Origin of the sequence: Bradyrhizobium sp. B117, from assembly GCF_038969555.1 — a bacterium.
Taxonomy (GTDB): Bacteria; Pseudomonadota; Alphaproteobacteria; order Rhizobiales; family Xanthobacteraceae; genus Bradyrhizobium.
Genome location: NZ_CP152414.1, coordinates 2,822,086 through 2,841,006, shown reverse-complemented (window position 1 = coordinate 2,841,006; position 18,921 = coordinate 2,822,086). Strand labels below are relative to the sequence as shown.

General features: G+C 61.8%; 19 protein-coding genes and 3 pseudogenes. 15 read left to right on the top strand and 7 right to left on the bottom strand.

Annotation, left to right across the window (positions count from 1 at the left end; genetic code table 11):
- The first annotated feature begins 163 nt into the window (after positions 1 to 163).
- A complete protein-coding gene (locus tag AAFG16_RS13940; protein WP_342739485.1) occupies positions 164 to 814 on the top strand; it encodes a TetR/AcrR family transcriptional regulator in 651 nt (216 codons plus the stop codon).
- 91 nt (positions 815 to 905) lie between these two features.
- Positions 906 to 1,247: a hypothetical protein gene (locus AAFG16_RS13935; RefSeq protein WP_342741121.1), complete on the top strand. Its 342-nt coding sequence runs from the start codon at positions 906 to 908 to the stop codon at positions 1,245 to 1,247.
- A 36-nt stretch (positions 1,248 to 1,283) separates the two neighbouring features.
- Here AAFG16_RS13935 and AAFG16_RS13930 read toward each other — a convergent pair.
- The 3 genes and pseudogenes from AAFG16_RS13930 to AAFG16_RS13920 all read right to left on the bottom strand — a co-directional run.
- Positions 1,284 to 1,328: pseudogene (locus tag AAFG16_RS13930) on the bottom strand (hypothetical protein); the annotation flags it as partial.
- Between the two features lie 86 nt (positions 1,329 to 1,414).
- A complete protein-coding gene (locus tag AAFG16_RS13925; RefSeq protein WP_342739484.1) occupies positions 1,415 to 1,852 on the bottom strand; it encodes a hypothetical protein in 438 nt (145 codons plus the stop codon).
- A gap of 79 nt (positions 1,853 to 1,931) precedes the next feature.
- The gene (locus AAFG16_RS13920; protein WP_342739483.1) at positions 1,932 to 2,186 is read right to left on the bottom strand and encodes a hypothetical protein; all 255 of its coding nucleotides are present in this window, start codon (positions 2,184 to 2,186) and stop codon (positions 1,932 to 1,934) included.
- Positions 2,187 to 2,337: 151 nt separating this feature from the next.
- On the opposite strand from AAFG16_RS13920, the gene AAFG16_RS13915 reads away from it, so the two are divergent.
- The 9 genes and pseudogenes from AAFG16_RS13915 (at position 2,338) to AAFG16_RS13875 (ending at position 7,736) form a co-directional block, all read left to right on the top strand.
- Entirely contained in the window at positions 2,338 to 2,538 is a 201-nt protein-coding gene (locus AAFG16_RS13915) for a hypothetical protein (RefSeq protein ID WP_283085042.1), read from the top strand.
- Positions 2,535 to 2,690 carry a hypothetical protein gene (locus AAFG16_RS13910; RefSeq protein WP_342739482.1) on the top strand — a complete coding sequence of 52 codons (156 nt, stop codon included), beginning with the start codon at positions 2,535 to 2,537 and terminating at the stop codon, positions 2,688 to 2,690. Before AAFG16_RS13915 ends, AAFG16_RS13910 begins: the two co-directional genes overlap by 4 nt.
- Positions 2,691 to 2,707: 17 nt before the next feature.
- Positions 2,708 to 2,860, top strand: coding sequence for a hypothetical protein (locus AAFG16_RS13905; RefSeq protein ID WP_342739481.1), 153 nt, complete (start codon positions 2,708 to 2,710; stop codon positions 2,858 to 2,860).
- Between the two features lie 124 nt (positions 2,861 to 2,984).
- Positions 2,985 to 3,266, top strand: a complete 282-nt coding sequence (locus AAFG16_RS13900) for a hypothetical protein (RefSeq protein WP_342739479.1) — start codon at positions 2,985 to 2,987, stop codon at positions 3,264 to 3,266.
- A 23-nt stretch (positions 3,267 to 3,289) separates the two neighbouring features.
- On the top strand, positions 3,290 to 3,889 hold the full coding sequence (locus AAFG16_RS13895; protein WP_342739478.1) for a PepSY domain-containing protein: 600 nt from the start codon (positions 3,290 to 3,292) through the stop codon (positions 3,887 to 3,889).
- A 39-nt stretch (positions 3,890 to 3,928) separates the two neighbouring features.
- A complete protein-coding gene (locus AAFG16_RS13890) occupies positions 3,929 to 5,101 on the top strand; it encodes a DUF3734 domain-containing protein (RefSeq protein ID WP_342739477.1) in 1,173 nt (390 codons plus the stop codon).
- 29 nt (positions 5,102 to 5,130) lie between these two features.
- On the top strand, positions 5,131 to 5,922 hold the full coding sequence (locus AAFG16_RS13885; protein WP_342739476.1) for an acetoacetate decarboxylase: 792 nt from the start codon (positions 5,131 to 5,133) through the stop codon (positions 5,920 to 5,922).
- A gap of 50 nt (positions 5,923 to 5,972) precedes the next feature.
- A pseudogene (locus tag AAFG16_RS13880) lies at positions 5,973 to 6,752 on the top strand (3-hydroxybutyrate dehydrogenase); the annotation flags it as partial.
- Between the two features lie 375 nt (positions 6,753 to 7,127).
- Positions 7,128 to 7,736: a hypothetical protein gene (locus AAFG16_RS13875; protein ID WP_342739475.1), complete on the top strand. Its 609-nt coding sequence runs from the start codon at positions 7,128 to 7,130 to the stop codon at positions 7,734 to 7,736.
- A gap of 730 nt (positions 7,737 to 8,466) precedes the next feature.
- Here AAFG16_RS13875 and AAFG16_RS13870 read toward each other — a convergent pair.
- Positions 8,467 to 9,050, bottom strand: a pseudogene (locus AAFG16_RS13870) (cytochrome ubiquinol oxidase subunit I); the annotation flags it as partial.
- Positions 9,051 to 9,207: 157 nt separating this feature from the next.
- Positions 9,208 to 10,941: an adenylate/guanylate cyclase domain-containing protein gene (locus AAFG16_RS13865; protein WP_342739474.1), complete on the bottom strand. Its 1,734-nt coding sequence runs from the start codon at positions 10,939 to 10,941 to the stop codon at positions 9,208 to 9,210.
- A gap of 317 nt (positions 10,942 to 11,258) precedes the next feature.
- Between AAFG16_RS13865 and fumC the strand changes: the two genes are divergently transcribed.
- From fumC to AAFG16_RS13845, 4 genes are all read left to right on the top strand, one after another.
- The gene (fumC, locus tag AAFG16_RS13860; protein ID WP_283085032.1) at positions 11,259 to 12,683 is read left to right on the top strand and encodes a class II fumarate hydratase; all 1,425 of its coding nucleotides are present in this window, start codon (positions 11,259 to 11,261) and stop codon (positions 12,681 to 12,683) included.
- A 78-nt stretch (positions 12,684 to 12,761) separates the two neighbouring features.
- Positions 12,762 to 14,015 carry a threonine/serine exporter family protein gene (locus AAFG16_RS13855; RefSeq protein WP_342739473.1) on the top strand — a complete coding sequence of 418 codons (1,254 nt, stop codon included), beginning with the start codon at positions 12,762 to 12,764 and terminating at the stop codon, positions 14,013 to 14,015.
- A gap of 2 nt (positions 14,016 to 14,017) precedes the next feature.
- Entirely contained in the window at positions 14,018 to 14,749 is a 732-nt protein-coding gene (locus tag AAFG16_RS13850) for a DUF1275 family protein (RefSeq protein WP_342739472.1), read from the top strand.
- Between the two features lie 201 nt (positions 14,750 to 14,950).
- A complete protein-coding gene (locus AAFG16_RS13845; RefSeq protein WP_342739471.1) occupies positions 14,951 to 15,994 on the top strand; it encodes an alpha/beta hydrolase in 1,044 nt (347 codons plus the stop codon).
- Between the two features lie 36 nt (positions 15,995 to 16,030).
- On the opposite strand, the gene AAFG16_RS13840 is transcribed toward AAFG16_RS13845, so the two are convergent.
- Together AAFG16_RS13840 and AAFG16_RS13835 are read right to left on the bottom strand one after the other, a co-directional pair.
- Positions 16,031 to 16,309 carry a hypothetical protein gene (locus AAFG16_RS13840; protein ID WP_342739470.1) on the bottom strand — a complete coding sequence of 93 codons (279 nt, stop codon included), beginning with the start codon at positions 16,307 to 16,309 and terminating at the stop codon, positions 16,031 to 16,033.
- Positions 16,310 to 16,326: 17 nt separating this feature from the next.
- Positions 16,327 to 18,840, bottom strand: a complete 2,514-nt coding sequence (locus AAFG16_RS13835) for a winged helix-turn-helix domain-containing protein (protein WP_342739469.1) — start codon at positions 18,838 to 18,840, stop codon at positions 16,327 to 16,329.
- Positions 18,841 to 18,921 lie beyond the last annotated feature (81 nt).

The following is an 18,921-nucleotide window of genomic DNA, read 5'->3' as shown; positions in this document are numbered from 1 at the left end:
CCTTTGCGACCCCGATCGTTTGGGGGCGCTCGCCAAGCTCGGGAACGTGCAGCCTGACGAAATAATAAACTATACCGTATATTTTCTTTTTGTTGCCTTTCTTTGCGAGCCATGTCAAGTGGGAAAGCGACGCGCACAGACTCGTGATTTCGGAGATGCAAGAATGAAGAAGACGAAGCGAGGCAGACCGCCCAAGGATCTTGCCGGCGACGCACAGGAGCGAATTCTCGATGCGGCTCAGCAGCTGTTTTTGGAGAAGGGCTACCGCAGCGCCAGCATCGACGACATCTCCGAGCTCGCTCCCGCGAGCAAGCCGACGATCTACGCCCACTTCCCCGGCAAGGAAGCGTTGTTCGCGGCGGTGGTGGCCCGCACCATCGACGGGTTGACGGACTTCGAGGGCTTCTCGCCCGAAGGCCGCACCATCGAAGACAAGTTGATGAGCCTCGGGACAGCCATTGTCGAAAGGGTGGTCGAGGAATCGCTCGGCATGGTGCGCGCGACCATCGCGGAATCGCAGCGGTTCCCCGAACTGAGCCGTAACGTGCACGACGCTGCGCGCGATCGCTCCTTGGCCGCAGTGTCCCAGTTGCTGGACGACGCCACGCAGAAGCTCGCTCGCACCCCGAAGGGCCCTTTCAGCGCCAAGCGAAGCCGTGCTACCGCGCAGATCTTTCTCGACCTGATTCTGCTACCGATGCTGTTTCGGTCGCTCGTCGGTGAAACTCAGAAGGACCTAAAGAAGGAACTTCCCGGCTTCGTGCGCGAGCGTGTCGGCTTTTTCCTGGCAGCTTGCGAGACGGACTGGTCGTAGGAGCAGGGCGACGCAAAACGCCCGTACAAAATCTCAACATCTCGTCGAAGCTTGGCCGCAGCGTCGCAGCCCCGCCCCGGGATGGGTTGAGATGGACATCCATGGCTGCCAGCAGGCAGCAGGTGAGCGCCATCGGACTGCCGCCCTGCAGTTCCCCACATGCTTGCCCATTGCCGATGACCGGGCACACCAAGCCTCGGATCCTGTCGTCATAGGTGAGGACGACCGTCCAGTTCTGACGGACGGCCAGAGTTATCAGGTCTTGCAGTCGTCGATGCTTCGCCGGTCGACCTTCATTGCAGTCGGCGATGGCCTTCAGGATTGCGCCAAGGCGCCGCAGCGCTGGCCCACTGCCACGGGCCGCCTCAGCCGCCGCACTGACCGTCTCCTCGAGCACCTCCTCCACCACAGCCTCCTCGATCGCCTGTCTTGAGGGAAAGAATCGATAGACGTTGGCTGAGGACATCGACAAGCTCCGCGCGATGTCGGCGACGGTGGTCTTGTTGTGGCCCATCTCGCCATAGAGATGGATGGCGGCCTGCACGATCCTGCGGCGGGCGCTCCTCGTTCGGTCGTCAATCTGCTCGCACATAACGTCTCTCACTGCGCCGGAAGGTTCATCAGCTCGCGGCGGCAGGCCTCTCCGAAATCGCGCAAGGGATCCATTTCCTCGATGAATTTGGGGAGATCGACGAATGTGCGATTTGGCGAGAGATAGGTTTCGATGATCAGGTGCCCGGCTCTCTCGGCGGCCTGAACGACCTCGTTGCTCGACAAGATCCGCATGCGTCCGACCAGCGTATAGAGGCTGACCAGTTGCGGGATTTCGGCCTGATCATTGACCAGGGCGTAGGCATAGAGCCGTGACGCCTCCTCGATGAAGCTATGGTACAATTGTTCGCGCTTCGAGAACGAGCGGGCATGATGAAGCTCGCGCCGCCTTCGGCGTCCGTTAAACCATCCACTGACGATGGTCGAGACCGCGCCGACCGCAGAGCCGCCGAAGGCAGCCAGGGCCGGTATGTACACCGTGCTCATAAGATCGCTCCTGTCTCCTGTCGCGGCGCAGATGTGGTTCAGGGCAGCGCCCGGTCACATCACGCCGCAACGTCGCGCGTTATCTGCCCCTGACCGATCCGGTGGATGCCTGCTCGAAGACCGCTTTACAACCTTCGCTCAGATCCGACTTCCTGAGCCGCAGACAGGCTTCGACTCCCGACGGGTCGGGAATGTAGGCACTGCAGAGGCGAAAGGCGTCTGGCATGCAGGCCGCCCGCTGCTCCGGTGTACCCCGGTTCTCCTGGGCAAAAGCTGCTGCGCTGCCAAACGCTACCACAGCCGCTGCGAACAACGCCGGCATCAATTTCGTCATGTCAGATCCCTTCTCTGCTCGAGGCTTCTGGTTGAACCTGGCGGAGCCTCGCCGCCTTGATCACACGCGCTTGTGACGCACTCGTCTTGACTTCGGCCATGGCGCGTGATTTATATGAACTATACGGTGTATTTTATTAAGGAGACGGAGAATGTCAACCGTGCTGTTCGCGTTGATGCGCGAAAATCCGTTGCCCGGCCTCGCCGCCGCATCGCTGAACGTGATTGTCGCCGTGTGCCTCGTGGCTCTGAGCCTGCTGCTCGGCATCACGATCGCGATGATCGCGTGGGCTCATACGCTCGCCACACGCCAGACCAGCATCGTTCGACTGGATCGGAGGACAGTCGCATGACACCGGCTCTGCTGATCGCCCGCGACTGCATCATCTACTGGGTCAACATCTGGATCGCGCCGGTCGAATGCGTGTTCGACGTGATCGAGTCCGAACTCGCGCGCAGGGGCGTTGCGCCCGACGAAATCGACCGCCTCACGCACACGGCGTGAAGGACGACTGACCCGAGATGCTGAACTTCATCGAAGTCTTTGATGGAATGGAAGTGGAGCCGACCAGCGGCGAGGTCGTGTGGACTGGTATGACCGGAACACGGGCAGCGCTCCAGCGTGACGGATTCACGATTGATCCCAACGCCGCAGCCTATTGTCCGACCGAATGACTCGACGAGCGCGGCTATCTCGATGCCGAACGTGCGCGCCGGCGTCCGCGTCCCTGGAGCATCTGACGATGATACGGACAGATTCCGTTTTCAGGAGCCGCACGCCATGAGCCGACGATCCGCCATGCTCATGCGCGCGAGCCGATCGACCGACACCGCCCTTCCCTTGCGCGGCTATTTTTTGTCGGTCGGAGGCGCCCTGCTCTGCTTGCTTTGGGCGACCGGTTGGATGCTCCCGGCCCAACTGCCAAGCCGCTTCACTGAACCGGATCCTGCGCGGCCTCCGATCCGCATCCACTCCGACGTGAAGGGGCCGGATCGCGTCGTGATCGAAACCAATCAGTCGCTGCCCACGCTCTCCGACAAGGAGATCGTCGTCGCTCACACGCCCGTCGCAGGCGATTGACCAACCAGACCGAGATTAATTCAATGTCGAAGCAGCATTTGTTTGCCCTGATGATGTGGTCCGCCACGCTCACCGCGACCGCCGCCGTCGCTGATGTCCAGAATCCCGCGGGTGCGGGCGCCCGAACCTCCACTGCGCAAAGCGAGGCCGAAGAGGCAGTTATCCGCCGCGTGCTCACAGAGTTCCGCACCACCCGCATCCCGCTCAGCCGGGCAATGACGATCGCGGAGCGCCTGCATGACGGCTCGAAGACGGCCAACATCAGCTTCGAGATCGATGGCCCGCCCGTCTACCGCGTTCGCACGATCCGGAATGAGCACGTGTGGGAGAACGCCATCGACGCAAATACCGGAAGTATCACGGGCAAAGAGACGGCGTCGTCGCTGAAGGAGCTCGATCGGGAAGACCTCGCCAACATCGTCGCCTTGAAATGGATCAAGCCGGAATTGTCGGATGCCGTAGAGGTCGCCGAGAAAGCGGCGGCCGGCAGCGCGCTGGCCGGCGGACTGATCCGACAGGATGGCAAACTCAACTTCGTGATCGTCGTCGCCTCCGGGGACCATTTGAAAGAGGTGCTGCTCGAGCCTCCAAATGCCGGAAAGCAAGACGCGAGTCGGCATTAACACGAGCATATTCATCAGCACTCAAAGAGCACATACGCCATGAACTTCCAGCCTCGATCACAGCTCTCATCCGCACAACGGCAGCTTCCTTTCGACTGCATCGCGCTGCTGTTGCAAGGCGGCGGTGCGCTCGGCGCCTATCAGGCCGGCGTCTATGAAGCCCTGGCCGAAGCCAGCATTCATCCCGACTGGGTTGCTGGCATCTCGATCGGAGCCATCAATGCCGCCATCATCGCCGGCAATCCACCCGAGTCCCGTGTTGACCGCCTGCGCGATTTTTGGACCCAGGTCACCTCGACCGCGCCCTGGGATTGGTCCGGCAATCCTTTCCTGGATTGGACGCGGAGCGACAATACGCGCAACCTCATCAACCAGATGAGCGCCGGTCTGGCGGCCACGTGTGGCGCCACAGGATTCTTCTCCGCCCGCCCCGTCCTGCCCTGGCTGCAGCCCGGCGGAGCCAGCGATGCGACCAGCATCTATGACACGCGCGCGCTCAAGACCACGCTGGAGCGCCTGGTTGACTTCGATCGTATCAATGCCGGGCTGACGCGCTTCAGCGCCGGAGCGGTCAACGTCCGAACCGGAAATTTCGTCTATTTCGACAACACGACCCATACGATCCGGCCCGAGCACATCATGGCGAGCGGCGCGCTGCCGCCGGGCTTTCCGGCGGTGGAGATCGAGGGCGAGCACTATTGGGACGGCGGTCTCGTCTCCAATACACCGCTGCAATGGGTGATCGAATCGGATGCCCCGCAGGACATGCTCGCATTCCAGGTCGACCTCTGGAGTGCGCGCGGTCAGCTTCCCCGCAACATGGCTGAGGTCGTCACGCGGCACAAGGAAATTCAGTATTCGAGCCGCACGCGCGCCAGCACCGACCAGTTCAAGCATGTGCAGCGCCTGCGGCGCGCACTCACGGATCTACTGGGGAGGCTGCCCGACGATCTCAGTCAGCATGAGAACGTGAAGCTGCTCAGTACGGCGGTCTCGCGGAACGTCTACTGCATCGTCCATCTGATCTATCGCGCGCGCAATCACGAGGGGCATTCCAAGGACTACGAGTTCTCGCGGCTGTCGATGCAGGATCATTGGCGCGCCGGCTACCACGACGCATTGCGCACCTTGCGCCATCCCGAGGTGCTCGCTCGGCCTTCGAGCCCTGACGGGGTCTTCACCTTCGATCTCGAACATGACGGCCGCGAGTAACCGAACCTCTTCGCCTGGAGATAACGCAAATGCGCGAGACTGATGTGAAACAACGTGCTTTCGCCATGCCGCTGACCAGCCCGGCCTATCCGCCCGGGCCGTATCGGTTCGTCGATCGCGAGTACCTGATCATCACCTATCGCACCGATCCGGCCAAGCTCCGGGCAGTGGTTCCGGGGCCGCTCGAGGTCGACGAGCGAGAGGCACTCGTCAAATACGAGTTCATCCGGATGCCCGATTCCAACGGCTTTGGCGACTATACGGAAAGCGGACAGGTCATCCCCGTCTCGCTCCGCGGGCGCAAGGGCAGTTACACTCATTGCATGTTCCTCAACGACGAAGGACCCATTGCGGGCGGACGCGAGCTGTGGGGCTTTCCGAAGAAGCTCGCGCAGCCGACGTTGCGGACCGAGATCGACACGCTGATCGGCACACTGGATTACGGCCCGCTCCGGGTCGCCACGGGGACAATGGGCTACAAGCACCGCGAGGCCGATCTGGCGAAGGTCAAGGCTGGGCTCAACGAGCCGAACTTCCTGCTCAAGATCATCCCGCACGTCGACGGCAGCCCACGCATCTGCGAGCTAGTTCAATATCATCTCGAAGACATCGTGCTGAAAGGTGCATGGACCGGACCGGCGGCCCTGGCCCTGACGCCACACGCCTTGGCGCCGGTCGCCGAACTGCCGGTCCTGGAGATCGTCTCAGCCGTCCACATCCGCGCCGACCTCACGCTCGGTCTCGGGACGGTGGTGCACGACTATCTGCACCAGCCGGCTCGCGGCTCGATACGAACCGGCGAGAGAGCTCTGGTCTTCTAAGTCAAAATGCGCGCCGCGCTGATTGGTATGTTACAAGGAAAGTGTACGAGATGGGAATTCTGAACGGTAAGACGGCTGTCGTCACCGGCTCGACCAGCGGCATTGGCCTCGCCTGCGCCCAGGCCTTCGCCAGGGCCGGCGCCGATGTCGTAATGAATGGCATGGGCGCGCCCGCCGATATCGAGAATGAACGCGCTGCGATCGAGCGCGCTTTCGCGGTTAGGGCCATCTACTCGCCCGCGGACATGACGAAGCCGAGCGAGGTTGCCGAGCTCATCGCTCTCGGCGAAGCGACGTTCGGCAGCGATGACATCCTGGTCAACAACGCCGGCATCCAACACGTTTCGCCGATCGAGGACTTTCCCGCCGAGAAGTGGGATGCGATCATCGCCATCAACCTGTCCGCCGCCTTCCATGCCATCCGCGCGGCGGCACCAGGCATGAAGAAGCGCGGCTGGGGCCGCATCATCACCACGGCCTCGGCACATTCCTTAGTCGCCTCGCCCTTCAAGTCGGCCTATGTCGCCGCGAAGCACGGCATCGCGGGCCTTACCAAAACGGTCGCGCTGGAACTCGCCCGCTCGAAGATCACCTGCAACTGCATCAGCCCCGGCTACGTCTGGACGCCGCTCGTGGAAAGGCAAATTCCAAACACGATGGCGGCTCGTCGCATGCGGAGGGACGAGGTCATCGGCGATGTCCTACTCGCCGCGCAGCCGACCAAGGAATTCGTCACCGTCGAGCAGGTTGCTTCGCTCGCGCTATTCCTGTGCAGCGACGATGCCGCTCAGATCACGGGAGCCAACCTCTCGATGGATGGAGGCTGGACAGTGTATAGCCGCTCAATCCACGGAGCTTTGGATCATGCCTTCTCTCAAAGATGCCAACCGAGACGAGACCAGGCGCGCTTTCCAGCTCGATCCTACGGGAGAAAACGAGCTGGCCAACGCCCTGCGCGTGCGCGAGGAGACCTTTAGTTCAGATGTACTGCCCCACGATGCCGAGTTGATCGCTCCGAGCGACTTCTATGCGCCGATTGTTTCCGGGCCGCCGCGCACTCGGCCAACGACCAAGGCCGACAGGGCAGCGCTTTTTCCCTATCTCGCGGCCTGAGGACGCGGCAGCAAGCGATGAGGCAGTTGACCCAAGTCAATACGAGCAAAGCCGAGCTCGGAGATCATTCAATTTAGCCAATGGAGACGATCATGTCAGAGCAGAGCAGCATGCATTTTTACCTGAATTGGGCCAAGGAGCGCATCGACGAGATGGATGCCGCCCTCGCCTCGTTCGAGGTCAAGGCCGGCGAGGCCAAGGCCGAATCCAAGGTCAAAGCCGAGCAGATTATCGGCGATCTGAAGAAGCGCCGCGACGAATTTCAGGCGCAGCTCAAGACGCAAGTCGAAGTCGGCGAAGCGGCATGGGTACGCAGCAGGACGGAGCTCGAGAAACAATGGAACGGCTTCGAGGCACAGATGAAGACCTATTTCGAAAGCGCCGGCAAACAGATCGAGCAGCAGCAGGTGACGTTTAAGGACATCGCCGCCGCACAGGCAAAGGCCTGGCGCGAGGCCGCGGACAAGTTCCGTGAGGCGGCGGGCAAGGTGGCCGCGTCGCATACGGGCGACGTCGACGCCGCCCTAAAGCAGATGAAAGCCGACGCCTCCGAGGCAGAAGCTCGCCTGCAGAAGCTGAAGCAGGCCGGAAGCGATTCCTGGTCAGTGCTGAGCGCTGCACTAGCGGAATCCCGCAAAGCGTTCGATAAGGCCAACCAGGCTGCTTGGAATGCGCTGAGGGACGCTGGTCCGAAGAGCTGAAGGTTGCTGTGTTAACAGCCGCCGGTTCAGGGGAGACATGCCCGGCAGTCGCCCCTGAGCTTCAAAGGTCATTGAACATCTTTGCGGTCCGACACTTTCGGCGTGAGCTGACGGCTCGTGTGATTCAGCTCAGTCGAAGTGGACAGAGAGCACCATCTCTCAGAGACAAACCTTCCACTCAAACTACTACCATTAAGCCCTCGAAATCGTAGTTGTCGGGCCCCGCGGTAGCAGGGAAGCGTTGCTGCTTTTCCCTCAGCCGACCCTGGTGATCGCAGCGGGCCATATTGCTCGAAGCCCAAGTCTCATCGATGAAGACGAGGCGCTTGGGAATCAAGCGGGGCTGGTCGTTAAGCCACTTCTGGCGTCGCTTTGCGACGTTCGGTCGGTCCCGCTCGCTGGGCCTGCGCGGTCTTTTTTGCACCGTGCCCTGCCGGGCCAGGAAGCGACGGATGCGCTTGGCAAAACCGAGCCGACCTCAGTCGGTTGGACGTCGAAATCGTCCAACTGAAAATCCCGTTCTGATACCCAATCGCTATAAGTGATTGATTTTATTCGGTGGGCGCACCAGGGCTCGAACCTGGGACCCGCTGATGAAGAGACACGCTGCTGGCATTGATTTCTCAAAAGAATTGTCCCAACTGAGCCAAAATCCGATCATTACAGATCAATTGCTTACAGCGAAATCTCCCACCAGGAGAGCGCTTCATTGCTGGGTGTCGGCGCATCTGGTGAGGTAGGCCGCCAGCACCATGTGCACAAGGCGATATGGAAAGGACGGAAAATCACCTTGAACCAATCGGCCGGAATGAACTGGCCGTCGGCGTTCACCGCATAGCCAGTTGGGGTCTGCATCCAGGAATTGGAGGAGAGAATCCAGAACGCCGAGATCAGCGTACCGATCGCGACCATCAGCGTCGCCAGGAAATGCAGCCGTGGGCCGACGAGCTTGAGGCCGAACAGCATCACGCCGAGGAAGCCGGCCTCAAGGAAGAGCGCGGTAAGCACCTCATAGGCCATTAGCGGGCCGATCACAGGGCCGGTCTTGTCGGCGAAAGCCGACCAGTTGGTCCCGAACTGGTAGGCCATCACGATACGCGACACGACGCCCATTCCGAAGGCGACCGCAAAGATTTTGAGCCAGTAGTTGAACAGGTTGAGGAAGACTTCGCGTCCGGTCAAAAGCCACCGCGCTTCCAGGACCGCAAGGTAACTCGCAAGCCCGATCGAGAACGCGGGAAAAACGATGTGGAACGACATCGTGAATGCGAATTGTGCGCGGGCGAGCGCGACTACATCCCATCCTTCGAACATGACGCACCTATATCTTCGACCCTACGGGATCCCGGCGTGCGCAATCCCGGTAATGTTACCCCGTACGTAGAGAAACTCTCGGCCACCGCTTCCATCAATCGTGCAAAATAGACCGGGCCGGTTGCGGCGAAAGGAATCCGCAGGTCGCCCTTTGACGCTACTTACGGTCCATCTGCCACGCTCCGTCCCAACCCGCCGCCGGCGGAGTCTTCGTGTATGCGTCTACCCGCTCCATCAATGTCATCGACGGGCCATCACCAGGCACGGCATCGAGGGCCGCCGCGAAAGCTCGCGTCGCATCATCCCAGCGGCGCTCGCGGTAGGCGGCAAGTCCTTCCGAGTAATGCTGCCGCAGCAGGGTCTGCTGCGAGGTGAACTCGCCCTTCCTCGCCATGATCTCGAAGACCGCTTGAGACTGCGTCTGGCCGACGGCCACAAGGCGATCGATCTCGCGCAGCTCGATTGCATGGGCGCAAGCGGAGGCGGTGGCCTCCGAGATAAGGCAGCGGCAGCCGTAGAATTTGTTGGCGCCCTCCAGGCGGGAAGCGAGGTTCACCGTGTCTCCCAGCACGGTGTAGCTCATCATGAGCCGCGACCCGATGCTGCCGACCAGCGCCTCCCCTGTCGCGATCCCGATGCGGACGTCGCAGTCAGTCGGGATCGTGCGCACCCCCAAGAGCTCGGGCAGCTCCTTCCGCAAACCGGCGACGCATCCGATCATGTCGAGCGCGGCAAGCGCGGCGAGATCGGCCTGCTCGGCCTCCTCGACGAAGGGGGCGCCCCAATAGGCCATGATCGCGTCGCCGATATACTTGTCGATGATGCCGCCCTGGGCATTTATCGGCTCGGACATGGTCGCGAGATAGAGGTTCATGATCTTGACGAGGCCGCGCGGCGTCACGCCCTCGCTCAGGCTGGTAAATCCCTTCATGTCGCAGAACATCACCGTCATGAGCCGGCGCTGCCCCTCCGTCGCGGCGATCGCCGGCTGCTCGAGCAGTCCCTCCGCGATCCGCGGATTGATGTAGCGACCGAAGGTTTCGCGGATCCTCTGGTTATGCCGCAACGTCTCGATCATGCGGTTGAATGCGGCCGAGAGCTGGCCGATCTCGTCTTGCGTCGTGATGGTGATGCTGCCGTCGAGCCGGCCGGCCTCGACCTCGCGCGCGCCCTCCAGGAGCCGCATGACCGGGCGCGTGATGCCGCTGCCGACGAGCATCGCGAACACGAAGCCGAGCACGCCGGCGATGGCGGTGACGATTGCGGAGATGACGATTGCGCGATTTTGTGCAGTCATCACGTTATTGGCGGCGGCTGCGACTTGCGCCAGCATGTCGGTCCGGATGGATTCGATCCTGGCATGGAACTCGTCGCGTAGCTGGTCTGTGCGAGCCATCGTTTGCTTCACGCCGGCTGTATCGCCGTCGTTCATTTGTCGCAGTAGCGTCGCGTTCTCCTCGACGAGGCGCCGGCGCAGGTCGCTGATGGCGTTGTCGATCCGGTCGTCGATGCGGCCCAGTTCGGCTTTGTTCGATGGCGTGTCGGGATCCTGAATGATCGAATCGATCAGCTTTCGCGCGGCGGCCGCTTCTCCGATCAGGACTGGATCGATATCTTCGTAGGCCTTGCGCGCAGCCGAGTATGCGACCTCGTCCGGCAGCGCCTGCATCTTCGCCATCACCATGCGCCGGAGCGCAAGCGAGCGCTCTAGCGAGCGAATGTTGACGCGGGCGAGGTGCCCATAGGCGGGGATGTAGCGGTTGGTGAGCTCGTCGAGCAGATGGCCGACCCGGCTTGCCAACACCATGGACAACAGTGAAGCGATCACGGCAAGCACGATCAATCCAGCGGCGATGCCAGCGATCTTCTGCCTGATGGATCTCCGGAACATGCGTCGTTCCCGGCGGTCGCCGCAATTGCCACTACGAAAGAACGTCAGTCCTTCGTTGCGGCCAACAGAAATATAGTTTCAAGCGGCGGCACGCAAGCTGGGCAGCAAAGGTCCACCCTCCTGAGTGCACGCCGTCCGCGAATACTCGCAAGAGTCAACGTTCTCAAACAACTCACAACGGGCAATCATCCGGATTTGGCGCGTATCATCGGGGCGAAACGCAGGCACGCCATCGCCGCAGTCAAACGCGGCGAGCGCATGATCTTTGTGTCCGCAACATCGTGAGCAGCGAGGTAACCGAAGGGAAGGAACAACGCATGACCGAAGTCAGAAAAGAGACCGACAGTTTGGGCGTCGTCGAGGTACCCGCTGACAAATTATGGGGAGCGCAAACCCAGCGGTCACTCGAGCATTTCAGCATCGGCACCGATCTGATCCCCCGCGAGATGATTACGGGCTATGCGATCCTGAAAAAGGCCGCCGCCATCGCCAATCGTGACAGTGGGCGGCTGGACGACACGAGGTACAAACTGATCGTCCAGACCTGCGACGAAATCCTGGCCGGTCAGCACCACGATATGTTCCCGCTTCATGTCTGGATGACAGGCAGCGGCACTCAATTCAACATGAACGTCAACGAGGTAATCTCCAACCGGTGCAGCCAGCTTGCGGGCACGGCGCTAGGCAGCCATAGGCCTGTCCATCCCAACGATCACGTCAATATGGCGCAATCGTCGAACGATTCCTTCCCCTCGACTATGAATATCGCCGCCGCAGTGAACGTTAAACAACGCCTGACTCCGTCGGTGACGGCGCTGCGCGACGCGATCGCCGCCAAGTCGAGGGAGTGGGACGACATCGTCAAAATCGGTCGCACCCACATGCAGGACGCGACCCCGCTGACGTTGGGCCAGGAATGGTCGGGGTACGCCGGCATGCTTTCGGACGATCTGGAACGGATCGAAGCGGCCCTGCAAGGGGTCTATCGATTGGCGCTCGGCGGCACGGCCGTCGGCACCGGCATCAATTCGGCTCCCGGCTTTGCCGAAGCGGCCGCCGCCGAAATCGCCAAGCTTACCGGTCTGCCGTTCCAGACCGCGCCGAACAAATTCACCGTGCAAGGCGCGCATGACGCGCTGGTGCAATTGTCCGGCACGATCCGCACGCTTGCGGTGTCGCTCTACAAGATCGCTAACGACATCCGTCTGATGTCTTGTGGGCCGCGGGCGGGCTTTGCCGAGCTGTTGATACCGGAGAACGAACCTGGATCCTCGATTATGCCCGGCAAGGTCAATCCTACCCAGTGCGAGGCGCTTGCCATGATCGCAGTTCAGACCATGGCGAACGACGTCGCGGTCGGCTTCGGCGGGGCCGGCGGCTATCTTGAGATGAACGTCTATAAGCCGCTGATGATCTTCAACATCACGCACTCGATCACGATTCTGAGCGACGGTTGCGTGAATTTCCGCAAGTTCCTCGTGGAAGGGACCAAGCCGAACGTGAAGAAGATCAAGGAGTATGTCGACCGCTCCCTGATGCTGGTGACGGCGCTGTCGCCCGTGATCGGCTACGATAAGGCCTCGAAGATCGCCCATTATGCGATGGACAACGACCTCACCCTCAAGGATGCGGCGCTCAAGCTCGGGTTCGTCAACGAGGAAGAGTTCAACCGCGTGGTCGATCCCGCCAAGATGGTAAAACCCTACGTGGCGGCCGCGCCGACGGCATCGGCCGCCGGTTAAAGAACGGACGTACTCGGGCGGGGACCGTCCCGGTCGCGGGCGGTCCCCGATCTCCCGCATAGCGACAAGAGAAGGGCCATGACCAGTGAGGAGCGTTCCAACCTGATCCTCGCGTTCGCGACGGTCCTCTACGTGAACGGCCAGGCGACAGACCAGATCGTCGCCGCGATCCAGCGGCTCGGCAAGAAGCTCGGCGTCAAGGCAGAGCTCTTGCCGCGCTGGGGCCAATTGCAATTGAATGAGGAGAGCGGCGGGACCAGGTCGATTTCCTACGCGGCAGCCGACCCTGTCGGGGTCGACATGGATCGCGTCGCTTCCGCGATGCAGGCGGTGGCGGATATCGAGGCCGACCGGCTGTCGCCGGAAGCGGCGCGCAAGCGCATCGAGGTCATCGCCAAAGCGCCGCCGGCACCCGCGTGGCTCTTTGCCCTGGCTGCGGCAGCCGGCGCGGTCTCGCTGGCCATCATTTTCGGCATACAGCACATGCCTGCTGCGCTCGTCATCTTCGCGAGCGCCGGCGCCGGCGGCCTGCTGCGCCGCGCCCTCGGCGGCGTCAGCACAAACATCTTCGTTCAGCCGTTCTGCGCAGCGTTGCTCGCCGGCCTCATCGGAGGATTGGCGGCGCGCTATCAGTTGAGCACCGCGCTCCGTCTCGTCGTCGTGTGCCCTTGCATGGTGCTGGTTCCGGGGCCGCATATTCTCAACGGCGCGATCGACCTCATCAGGGGCCGCATTCACCTCGGCGCGGCCCGGCTGATGTACGCCGGGCTCGTCGTACTAGCCATCTCGACCGGACTGCTGCTGGGGCTCACCCTGACGAATGAAACGCTGCCGATCGACCCGCCCGGGCTGGCGGTACCACTGTGGTTCGACGTCATCGCGGCTGGCGTCGCAGTAGCTTGCTACAGCGTATTCTTCTCCACCCCGTTGAACATGCTGGCTTGGCCGGTCGCGATCGGCACGCTGGCCCATGCCCTTCGCTGGGCTGCGATCAGCGAGCTCGGTTTCGGAGTGGCGACGGGGGCGCTCGTAGCATGCCTCGTGGTCGGATCGTTGCTCACGCCTGTCTCCCGGCGCCAGCATCTCCCGTTCGCAGCGATCGGCTTCGCGTCCGTGGTTTCGATGATACCCGGTGTCTACGTCTTCAGGATGATGAGCGGGCTGACGCAGATCGCCGACACGGCCCATGCCACTTCGGAGCTGGTCGGGGGCACGATCGCCGACGCGGTGACTGCCGTCGCCGTCGTGCTGGCGATGAGCTTCGGCCTGATCGTGCCGAAGCTGATCATCGACTACTTCGCCGACCAGCGCGCCCAAGCTCAAAGGGGTTGAAGATGCTGGTATTCGCTCGAAAGTCCGCAGCGGATCTGGTGCCCGTCGTCACACCGGACGAAGAAGCCACCTTGCTCCGCATGCAGGAACGACTTCCGCCGGTACTGAGCGTCATCGCCGGCATGGTCGACCTTACGGGCTTTTTCATGCTGGGGAATATCTTCACCGCACACATCACGGGCAATCTCGTCGTCGGGAGCGCGGTCGTGGTGCGCGGCGGCCCGGTGAACCCAGCGCAACTACTGGCGATTCCCGTATTCATGGTCGCGATGGCGCTGGTCTGGCTGATAGCCGAATATTCCAACCGAAAAGGCCCTCCACTCGTACGGCTGCTCCTAGGGGTACAATTCCTCCTCCTTGCCGCTGTTCTTGCATTCAGCGTGGTGGCGAAACCCTCAAGCCAACCTCACGGAGTCCTCGCCGCCACCGCCGCCCTCATCGCGGTTTCCGCCATGGCGTGTCAGTACGCCTTGCTTCGCCTGGCATTGCCTCGAGCGATCTCTACGGCCGTCATGACCGGCAACCTTGCCAACACCGTCCTTTCCATCATGGATGCGGTGTCACGCGGCCACCCGCTGATGAGCGCGGACGACGGCCGATTGAAAAGATCGATCTATCTTCTCTTCGGCTTTCTGCTCGGATGCGCGATTGCCGCAGCGGCGATCTCCGTCATGGGCGAATGGACCTGGTCGTTGCCCACCGCACTAGCCGCGCTTTTGGTCGCGCTCAGGTGACACGGAGGAAAGGCCGAGCTTCCCGAGGGGCCTTCGGATATCTGGGATGACGATGCAACAGGCGCCGATCGGCTCGGCCGTCAGTGCCGCAACCACTGCGGCCGGACTTACAAGAGCTAGCGTTCGCCAACAACACACAACGGGCATTTTACCGGCTTCGATGCGAAGCTCAGTGATGTCCAAAAAGACGGGGGTTTGAACATGTCGAACCACCTCGAAGTTGATCGTCGTCGGATCCTGTACGTTGCCGCCGCGGGTGCCGCCGCAACCTTCCTTCCCGCCGGTTCAAACGGCGCCGAGACCGGCCGGAACAGGTCGGCAAGCCCAGTCAAAGCGGGCGCCAACACGTCCTTTGCGGCTTTGAGGCAGATCGATGCCGGTATCCTCAACGTCGGCTACGCCGAAGAGGGCCCGGAAAACGGTCCCGCCGTCGTTCTGCTGCATGGATGGCCGTACGACATTTACAGCTTCGTCGACGTGGCTCCGGCGCTTGCGTCAAATGGATATCGGGTAATCGTGCCCTATCTCCGGGGATACGGCCCTACTCGCTTTCTCTCCGGCGAGACAGTCCGCAACGGCGAGCCGGCGGCGGTCGCGGTCGATGTTATTTCCTTGATGGACGCGTTGAAGATCGAGAAAGCGACACTCGCCGGCTTCGACTGGGGCGCTCGAACCGCCAACGTCATCGCTGTGCTTTGGCCGGAGCGCTGCAAGGCGATGGTCTCAGTGAGCGGCTATCTGATCGGGAGCCAGGAATCCGGCAAGATGCCCCTGCCCCCGCAGGCCGAGTTGGAGTGGTGGTACCAATTCTATTTCGCCACCGAGCGCGGCCGCGAAGGCTACGACAAGAACCGACATGACTTCGCCAAGCTGATTTGGCAGCAAGCCTCGCCCAAATGGGATTTCAGCGACGCCACTTTCGAGCGGACCGCGAAGTCCTTCGACAATCCGGACCATGTCGCGATCGTCGTCCACAATTATCGATGGCGCATGGACCTCGCGAAGGGCGAGCCGAAATACGAGGATCTCGAAAGGAAACTCGCCCCGGGACCCGTCATTACGGTTCCGACCATCACGATGGAAGGCGATGCCAACGGCGCGCCACACCCGGAGCCGGCTGCCTACGCAAAGAAGTTTTTGGGAAAGTACGAGCACCGAACGATCAAGGGAGGTATCGGACACAATCTGCCACAGGAGGCTCCGCAAGCCTTTGTCGATGCGATTCTGGACCTCGGCGAGAGCTGACCAGTTCCGGATTTCGCCTCCGCGATCTCGCCCGTTCTAAACGAAGCTTTTCAGCAAAAGATCGGCAGCCTTGAGGTCGGCGGTGCCAAATCCCTCGCTGAAACGCGTATAGGTTTCAGCGAGGCCGATCAGAGCCTCCTCCCGTCGGCCCTGTCGAAATTGCAGTCGAGCCAAGCTGCACGATGCGCGCAACCGCCAAGACAATGACGATTGCCGGTCGGCCAGCTCCTTCGCGCGACAGAAGGCTTGTTCTGCTCCGGACTCATCGGAAGTTTTCGCCAACAGGTCTCCGCGGATGCGCTGCAGCTCAGGCATCACCAGGTCGCCGTGCCTCACTGCCTGAGCGATAGCACTATCGATGATCGACAAAGCCTCGTCATCGCGATCCACCATCGCAAGGGCCTGGGCCAGCGAGCTGTTGAACTCTGTCGCGTAGAGCTGGTAACCTTCCGCGTCCAGCGTCGCCAACGCATCGCGCGGATCAACACCTCGCCATGGAGGCCGTCCCCGACGGCACGGTATGGCGTCAAAGAATGCCGGTCCGCGTACCAGATGAGGCGATCGATGCATTCATCTGCGCTCGTCAAGTCGCCGGCCCAGCGGAACACGGACCCTCCCCATATGAGCGCGATGCAGACGGTGACCGCCTCGCTATCGGCCAGCTCCCCGACGGTCTGTCGTGCAATCCGCACCGCCTGATCCGGATAGCCCAGCAGCCACAGAGTGCGCGCCAGCACGATGCGGGCACGTTCGTAATAGAAACCGTAGTGACGTGCCTTGACCCGGTCGCGGGCGGGCTCTCTCGCGAGAGCCGCCTCGACGTACGCGCGCGCGTCGGCCTGGTTTCCGATCAAATGATGCGAAACTCCGAGCAGCACGTCCGCTGTCGCCATCGCGGTGGGATCGGCCACCACAGTGGCGACAGCCTCGCTTCGTTGCGCAAATGCGAGCATTCGATTGAAATTGCCTACGCGCCTGTGAAGCAGGTGGAGCTGGCCGATGAAGCGAAGCTGGTTTTCGGGATCGAGAAACTTCTCCGCAAGCTCCAAACCTCTCGTGAGCGCCATATGCGCATGTTCGCCGTTCGCCATCGTCAACATCGACGAAATTCCGAGGCCCGCTTGAAGATGCATCTCCACACGACTGCCCCGCGTGGTATCATCGAGAGCGAGAAGCGCTCGCTCGGACCAGCGATGACATTCGGAGAGAAGAGACATCGCAAGGAAAGCCGGGACCGTTGCTGCGGCCAACTTGATCCCGATCTCCGGATTGCCACGGTTACCGAACGACCACTCGAGAGCGGCGCGGACATTGTCCAGATTGGCAAAATGCGGGACCCGCTCGGCGCCGGTCGATAGTGCCGGCCACTCCCTGTTGCTCTGCTCCAGCCAACGAAGAAAGTAGGTGGCGTGACGCGCGGCCAGATCGGCTTCATCGCTTTTGCCGATGGGGATCTGGAGAGCGTAGGCACGCGTGGTATCCAAAAGTCGATAGCGCATGACGCCGACCATAGGACTCGCCGCGAGCATAGACTTGGCCACCAAGCTCCCGATGGCATTGAAGACGCAGGTTCGGTCGAGATTCGCGCTCGTGGCGACGGCCGTGGCGGCGTCGAGGGTGAAATGGCCGACGAACACGGCCAGCCGCCGAAGCACCGTCCGCTCGACTTCGGACAACAGATTGAAGCTCCAGTCGAGCGTGGCCTGCAAGGTCTTCTGACGCGGGGGAGCGGTGCGCGGCCCCTCCCACAAGAGAGTCAAACGTTCGTCGAGAAGGGCGGCGATCTGATCAATCCCGTACGCCCCTACCTGGCGCGCCGCGAGTTCGATTGCGAGTGCGACCCCGTCGAGCTTGCGGCACATGCGCGTGACGGTCGCCGCCTCTTCGTCCGTGAAATCGAGCTTGGCGCCGCCCGCCACGGCGCGCTCGACGAAGAGCTGGATTGCCGGAAACGTCCGGGCTACCGCCGCGCTTGGCACCGCATCATCAGGCGGACATTTCAGCGGTTCGAGCCGAAGCACATGTTCTCCGCCGACCTGGAGCGCCTCGCGGCTTGTTGCCAGGATGTGGACTTGTCGCGCGGACCTAAAGATCCTCGAAGCAAACTCGGCGACCGACCCGACCAGGTGTTCACAGGTGTCAAGAATCAACAGCACCCGTTGGTTTCGCAGGTAGGCCTCTATGGCTGGCGTAACGTTATCGGAACGGACGGATAATCCCAGCATCGACGCGATCACGGTCGGCACCAACGCCGGGTCGCTCACCATGCTGAGATCGCCGAAAAGAATCGCACCGGCGAAGCCCTCCAGCAGCCGGTGCCCCAGCGCAACAGCGAGCGTCGTCTTACCGACCCCACCGGGGCCCACAATCGTAACGAAACGTCCCGCGTACAGGTGGGCGCGCATGCGCTCAAGATCGTCTTCCCGGCCGATCATTTCCGTGGCGCGATCAGGCAAGTTGGTGTGGCGGAAACCTCCTTCGAGGCTTTGCTGTTGCGTTGACCGGCCGGCCGCCCGCGAAACCGAAGCCGCGAAGGAGTATCCGCGACCCGGCTCGGTCGCAATGTATCTAGCGCCCGGATCCTGATCGCCGAGCGCCTTGCGCAAATTCGCGACATGGAAACGGAGGGTGCTGTCTTCGATCGTGATACCGGGCCACACGTGAGCCATCAACTCGCATTTGCTGATGATTTTGTGCGGTTGTGAAGTCAGCGTCAGCAGAATGTCGAGCGCACGACCACTCAGTTCAACGGGTTCGCCGTCTTTCGTCAGTCGCCTCTCGTTCGCGATCAGCCTGAAAGGCCCGAACGAAAGAACCTCGCTGTCCTGCGCCGACGGTGTGATCATGGCTTCGTTGCCTGAACGGCCCGGACCTTAGACCAAAGACAGGTCGGTCACCACAGCCTTTTGCGGCGCCTACCGAGTTCC

Bases quoted from the DNA above. Each gene is read 5' to 3' on its own strand.
- AAFG16_RS13835 (WP_342739469.1), bottom strand. From the start codon at position 18,840: ATGATCACACCGTCGGCGCAGGACAGCGAGGTTCTTTCGTTCGGGCCT.
- AAFG16_RS13915 (WP_283085042.1), top strand. From the start codon at position 2,338: ATGTCAACCGTGCTGTTCGCGTTGATGCGCGAAAATCCGTTGCCCGGC.
- AAFG16_RS13885 (WP_342739476.1), top strand. From the start codon at position 5,131: ATGCGCGAGACTGATGTGAAACAACGTGCTTTCGCCATGCCGCTGACC.
- AAFG16_RS13900 (WP_342739479.1), top strand. From the start codon at position 2,985: ATGCTCATGCGCGCGAGCCGATCGACCGACACCGCCCTTCCCTTGCGC.
- AAFG16_RS13840 (WP_342739470.1), bottom strand. From the start codon at position 16,309: ATGCCTGAGCTGCAGCGCATCCGCGGAGACCTGTTGGCGAAAACTTCC.
- AAFG16_RS13865 (WP_342739474.1), bottom strand. From the start codon at position 10,941: ATGTTCCGGAGATCCATCAGGCAGAAGATCGCTGGCATCGCCGCTGGA.
- AAFG16_RS13935 (WP_342741121.1), top strand. From the start codon at position 906: ATGGACATCCATGGCTGCCAGCAGGCAGCAGGTGAGCGCCATCGGACT.
- AAFG16_RS13905 (WP_342739481.1), top strand. From the start codon at position 2,708: ATGCTGAACTTCATCGAAGTCTTTGATGGAATGGAAGTGGAGCCGACC.
- AAFG16_RS13850 (WP_342739472.1), top strand. From the start codon at position 14,018: ATGCTGGTATTCGCTCGAAAGTCCGCAGCGGATCTGGTGCCCGTCGTC.
- AAFG16_RS13890 (WP_342739477.1), top strand. From the start codon at position 3,929: ATGAACTTCCAGCCTCGATCACAGCTCTCATCCGCACAACGGCAGCTT.
- AAFG16_RS13925 (WP_342739484.1), bottom strand. From the start codon at position 1,852: ATGAGCACGGTGTACATACCGGCCCTGGCTGCCTTCGGCGGCTCTGCG.
- AAFG16_RS13845 (WP_342739471.1), top strand. From the start codon at position 14,951: ATGTCGAACCACCTCGAAGTTGATCGTCGTCGGATCCTGTACGTTGCC.
- fumC (WP_283085032.1), top strand. From the start codon at position 11,259: ATGACCGAAGTCAGAAAAGAGACCGACAGTTTGGGCGTCGTCGAGGTA.
- AAFG16_RS13910 (WP_342739482.1), top strand. From the start codon at position 2,535: ATGACACCGGCTCTGCTGATCGCCCGCGACTGCATCATCTACTGGGTC.
- AAFG16_RS13940 (WP_342739485.1), top strand. From the start codon at position 164: ATGAAGAAGACGAAGCGAGGCAGACCGCCCAAGGATCTTGCCGGCGAC.
- AAFG16_RS13875 (WP_342739475.1), top strand. From the start codon at position 7,128: ATGTCAGAGCAGAGCAGCATGCATTTTTACCTGAATTGGGCCAAGGAG.
- AAFG16_RS13895 (WP_342739478.1), top strand. From the start codon at position 3,290: ATGTCGAAGCAGCATTTGTTTGCCCTGATGATGTGGTCCGCCACGCTC.
- AAFG16_RS13855 (WP_342739473.1), top strand. From the start codon at position 12,762: ATGACCAGTGAGGAGCGTTCCAACCTGATCCTCGCGTTCGCGACGGTC.
- AAFG16_RS13920 (WP_342739483.1), bottom strand. From the start codon at position 2,186: ATGACGAAATTGATGCCGGCGTTGTTCGCAGCGGCTGTGGTAGCGTTT.